The sequence below is a fragment of the Paracraurococcus ruber genome (assembly GCF_004353985.1).
GTDB lineage: Bacteria > Pseudomonadota > Alphaproteobacteria > Acetobacterales > Acetobacteraceae > Paracraurococcus > Paracraurococcus ruber.
This window is the reverse complement of record NZ_SMOA01000346.1, coordinates 1-4873: the sequence shown is the minus strand read 5'-3', so window position 1 is coordinate 4873 and position 4873 is coordinate 1. Positions and strand designations below refer to the sequence as shown.

Here is a 4873-nt window from a genome sequence, read left to right as displayed (position 1 = left end):
CCTCCACCTTCCCGGCATCGGTGTCCACCACGCAGACATCCACGCCAAACTCGGCAAAGCAGGCACCCGACACCAGGCCGACATACCCGGCCCCTATCATCGCTATGCGCATCGCGGGCGGCGGCCCAGGTCAGGTGTAGCGGCGCAGGATGTCGCGCATGCCGGCCGCCATGTCCGGCCGTTCCAGGGCGAAGGCCACCTGCGCCTCCAGGAAGCCGAGCTTGTCGCCGCAGTCGAAGCGCCGTCCCTGGTAGCGCAGGCCGTGGAAGGGCTGGTTGCCGATCAGCCGCGCCATCCCGTCGGTCAGCTGCACCTCGCCGCCGGCGCCGCGCTCCATCCGCGCCAGGTGCCCGATCACCTCCGGCATCAGCACGTAGCGGCCGATGATCGTCAGGTTGGACGGCGCCTTGTCCACCGGCGGCTTCTCGACCAGGCCCTTCACCGACACCAGGCGGCCCATGTCCTTCTCGACATCCAGCACGCCGTAGCGGTTCACGCGGTCGCGCGGCACCTCCTCGATCGCCACCACGTTGCCGCCGGTCTCGCGATAGGCCGCGGCGAGCTGCGCGGTGCACGATGTCTCGCACAGCATCAGGTCGTCGGGCAGCAGGATCGCGAAGGGGTCGTCGCCGATGAAGGCGCGGGCGCACCAGATGGCGTGGCCGAGGCCCATCGGCACCTGCTGCCGCACGGTCAGCAGCGATCCCGGCTCGATCGCATCACCGCGCAGCTGCGCCAGCACGTCGGTCTTGCCGCGCTCCTCCAGCGTCCGCTCCAGCTCGTAGGCGACGTCGAAATGCTCGACCAGCTGGGTCTTGCCGCGGCCGGTGATCAGGCAGAATTGCTCGATGCCGGCGGCCCGCGCCTCGTCGATCGCGTACTGGATCAGCGGCCGGTCCACCACCGGCAGCATCTCCTTCGCCAGGGCCTTGGTCGCCGGCAGGAAGCGGGTGCCGAGGCCGGCGACGGGCAGCACGGCCTTCTTCAGGGGCTTCATTGCGGACACTGGCCTCTCCTGGCAATGCGGCGTCGGGCGGACATGCGGCAGCCCGGCGGGCGGCGTGGCATGCCATGCGCCGCCCGGCCGGACAAGGCAGACCACTCTCTGCTCAACGCGGCTTACCGGTTGATGAAGGCAGCGGCGTGGCGGAATTCACGGGCGTCTCCGCCGCCGAAACCCGGCCGCGAATCAGCCCAGCAGCAGGTCCCGTGCCTGGTTGATGCGCGCCGCCAGCCAGTCGCTACCGCCCTGGTCGGGATGCGCCGCCCGCATCAGCCGGCGATGCGCGGCGCGGATCTGCTCCTCCGTCGCGCCCTCGGCCAGGCCCAGCACCTGCAGCGCCTCCTCCCGCGTCATCCGGCCGGGGCCGGCGGCGCCCGGCGGCGGCGCCGCCTCGGCCTCCCGCCAATCGGGCTCCACCCGGTCCAGCCAGGCCTCCAGCAGCGGCACGCTCTCCGGGTCCTGCGACCGGCATTCGGCCAGCAGCGCCAGCAGCTCCACCAGCGTCAGCGCCGCCAGCTCCCGCCCCGCCTGGCGGCCGCGCCGCACCTGGCCGGTCATCCGCCCCGTCGCATGGTCCAGCCGCATCGCCAGCGTCGCGGTCTCCACCGCGCTCTCGCCGCCGGCGCCGCCGCCCATGCCCTCGCTCCGGCGGAACCGGCGGGAGGCGATCCAGCCCTGCCCCCAGCGCCAGGCGAGCGGCGCGAAGAGGCCGAGCGACCAGAGCAGCTGCGCGCCCCGCCCGGTGCTGAGCAGCACCAGCAGCAGCACGCCGCCCATCGCCGCGCCGCCCCAGATGGCGCCCTTGCGGATGGTCTCCACCCGCGCCGTGGCGAACAGCCGCAGCAGCCACAGCGCCAGCAGCAGCAGCCCGGCGCCGACCGCCAGCCAGACCATGCGCGCCGCTAGCCCTTCGGCGCCGGCAGCTGGCCGGCGATCCGCTGCGCCGCGCCGCCCGACAGCCGCGCCAGCGCCTGCCGCCCGCCCGCGGCATAGACCGCGACGGCGCGCAGCAGGTCGCGCAGGGCGGCGGCGCTGGCCGCGTCGAAGGGCGCATAGGCGCCGCCCGACAGCCGGGCGATCTGCCGCAGCACCTCGGCCGCCTGCGGATGCCCGCCTTCATGGAAGGTGAAGACCGGCGTGCCGTGCAGGCCGAGCTGGCCGGCGAGGTGGCAGAGCGGGTCGACCGCCTCCTCCACCGCATCGCCGACGAAGACCAGGGCATTCACCCGGTCGCGCCTGCTCTCGGACAGGACGTGCTCCAGCACGCGCTGGATCTGCGTCTGCCCGCCCAGGCACTGCACCCCGGCCATGCGCCGCGTCAGGTCCTGGCTGTCGGTCAGGAAGGGCGTCGCGGCGAATTCCATGAAGCCGCGATAGTAGGCGAGCTGGATGGCGAGGCCGCCCAGGTCGCGCGTCGCCTGGAACATCTCGCCCTGCAGCTGGCAGGCGCGGTCCCAGGTCGGCTGGCGGGATGCGGTGGCGTCGATGGCGAAGACCAGGCGGCCACGCCGGCCGGAGGCCGGCCGCACCTGCGGCATGCCTTCCACCCGCTTGAGGAAGGCCGCGACCGCGGCATTGGCCCCCGGCTTGTCCGGCAGGTTGCTCATCCCGCCAATGTGGGCCGCCGGGTGCGGGATCGCCAGTCTCCCGTACGCGGCCGGGCCGGTAGCGCGGGCTTGTCACGTGCCGCGGCATGGCGCGCGGGGGCGTGATGTTCCTATGCTCCCGCCGGGACGGAGGGCGGGCGATGCAGCGGCGCGGGACGCGGTGGGTCTGGGGTGCGGCGGCGGCCTGGCTGCTGGCGGGCGGGCTGGCTTTCGGCGGTCTCGCGGGCACCGCGCTCGCCCAGGCGAAGCCGCCGCCCGAGGACCCGCCGGCCGCCGCGCCGCCGCCCGCGCCGCCCACCGGTCCCGGCCTCGACAAATTCGGCGAACCGCTGCCGGGGCCGAAGCCCTTCGCGGCGCCTGCCCCGCCGCCCTCGGCTTCGCCCGGGACACCCCCTCCCGCCGCTCCGCCGCCGGCCGCGGCCGTGCCGCCGCCGGCGGATGAGCTGCCGGCGGTCGCCCGCTTCCGGGCGCTGCTCGGCGCCGATGTCGCACTCGCCTATCGCAGCGCCGCGCCGATCGACCCGGCGACCGGCAGCGTCCGCCTGCTCGGCGCCACCATGGCGCGCGGCGGCAGCACCACGGCGGTGGAGGAGCTGACGCTCGACGGCATGGGCGAGGACCGCATCGCCGCCGCCAGCGCCCGCGACATCACGGTCACCGGCGCCGATGCCAGCGTCACCCGCATGGCGCGGCTGGAATTGCGCGGCCTGGCGGCGCCGCGCGGCGCGCCGGCGGAGGCGCTGGCGCTCGATTCGCTGCGCATCGAGGCCCTGACCACCGAGGGCGACCCGCAGGTGGCGATCGCCGAGATCGCCATCGAGGATTACGGCGCCGGCCGGCCGGGCCGGGTGACGGTCGCGGGCATCGACGTGCTGGCGCCGCAGCTCGGCCTGGTGGACCGGGTGCGCATCGGCCGGGTGGCGCTGCGCGGCCTCGACCTCGCCGCGACGATCGGCGCCATGGGCACGCAATCCGCGCCGCCGCGCGCCACCGCCGCCTGGGCGCTGGAGGTGGAGGAGGTGGCGGCGACCGCCGGCGATGCACCGGCCGGCTCGCTCGGCGCGCTGCGGCTGCAGGGCGACGCGCCGGGCAGCGGGCCGGAGACCGGGCGGGTGGCGCTGCGGGAGCTGCGGCTGGAGCCCTTTCCCGGCCTCGCCGACTGGCTGCAGCGCTTCGGCTACCCGGCCCTGGTCGCCGACCTGACCGCCGAGACGCGCTACGACCGCGCCGCGGGACGGCTGGAGATCGGCTCCCTCTCGCTCGCGGGGCGGGAGATGGGCGTGCTCGGCCTCTCCCTGACGCTGGACGGGGTGACGCCCGAGGCGGCGGAGTCGCAGGACTGGGAGCAGCTTCGCCTCGTCGCCCTCTCGCTCCGCTACCTCGACCAGTCGCTCTATGGCCGCGCGGTGCGGGACGAGGCACGGCGGCGCCGGCTGACCGAGGCCCGCATCCGCGAGCAATGGTCGTCCCAGGCCGCCGCGGCGCTGACCCAGCCGGGGGGCGGGCCAGGGAGTGGGCCAGGGGGCGGACCAGGCAGCGGGCAGGGCGCCGGCCGCGGCGGGCCGCAGGCCGGGGCGCTGGGCCCGGTGCTGGCGGCGGTGCAGCGCTTCCTGCGCGGCGAGGCGAAGGAGCTGGAGGTGACCGCCCGTCCCGCCCGGCCTCTGCCGCTCGGCCAGCTGCCCCTGGCCCTGATGGGCGGCCCGGCGGAGATGCAGCGCCTGCTGGGGCTGGGCGCGACGGCGCGGTAGCGCCGGGCGCGCGCGGGCGGGGCCGGATGACCCCGCGGGTCGCCCCGGCCCATTGCGGGTCCGGCGGCGTCGCCGCGCCCGGCCTTCGCACGGCGACCCGCCCCGGTGCGGTCGGCCGTCCCGTCCCGGCTCCGCCATCCGCCGCGACCGGCCCGGCTCAATTCCGCTGAGTCCGTTGCGGCCCTTTCACGCCGAAGCCCCTGCGCCGGAAGCGGAATTCGCCATCGCCGCTTCAGGAATTTTGGTTTTGAGCGCTTTAGGCGGCGGGCCGCCAGGGGTCCGGCCGACGCGGCGGTGGCGTTGATGATATTCCTATAGCCTGGGGCCGTTGCGGAATCCAGCGATCGCCGATGCCGGGGGGCTGGCGTGATGCCGGCGGCGGGCGTGCCGGCTGCCGCGCCACGGCCTTGCGCGCCCGATCGGGCGAGGGCCAGGGCGCGGCCGCGACGGCCAGCCGGCCGCGCCGCACGGCCAGCACGATCCGGACCCGGCCGAGCGCCGCGTGGTCCGGCGCC

General features: G+C 75.9%; 5 protein-coding genes. 1 reads left to right on the top strand and 4 read right to left on the bottom strand.

The genetic code is table 11. From position 1 onward, the window contains the following. The 4 genes from E2C05_RS28665 to E2C05_RS28650 all read right to left on the bottom strand — a co-directional run. The coding region (locus tag E2C05_RS28665) for a hypothetical protein (protein WP_133222982.1) at positions 1-112 on the bottom strand (112 nt) is incomplete at its 3' end. 18 nt (positions 113-130) lie between these two features. After that, positions 131-1006, bottom strand: a complete 876-nt coding sequence (locus E2C05_RS28660) for a UTP--glucose-1-phosphate uridylyltransferase (protein WP_192912536.1) — start codon at positions 1004-1006, stop codon at positions 131-133. A gap of 183 nt (positions 1007-1189) precedes the next feature. After that, positions 1190-1897 (bottom strand): J domain-containing protein, encoded by a 708-nt coding sequence (locus E2C05_RS34920; RefSeq protein WP_133223044.1) that lies wholly within the window; start codon positions 1895-1897, stop codon positions 1190-1192. 8 nt (positions 1898-1905) lie between these two features. Next, positions 1906-2610, bottom strand: coding sequence for a vWA domain-containing protein (locus E2C05_RS28650; RefSeq protein ID WP_133223043.1), 705 nt, complete (start codon positions 2608-2610; stop codon positions 1906-1908). A gap of 140 nt (positions 2611-2750) precedes the next feature. Here E2C05_RS28650 and E2C05_RS28645 point away from each other — a divergent pair, with 140 nt between their 5' ends. Beyond that, positions 2751-4358, top strand: coding sequence for a hypothetical protein (locus E2C05_RS28645; RefSeq protein WP_133223042.1), 1608 nt, complete (start codon positions 2751-2753; stop codon positions 4356-4358). Positions 4359-4873: the final 515 nt, after the last annotated feature.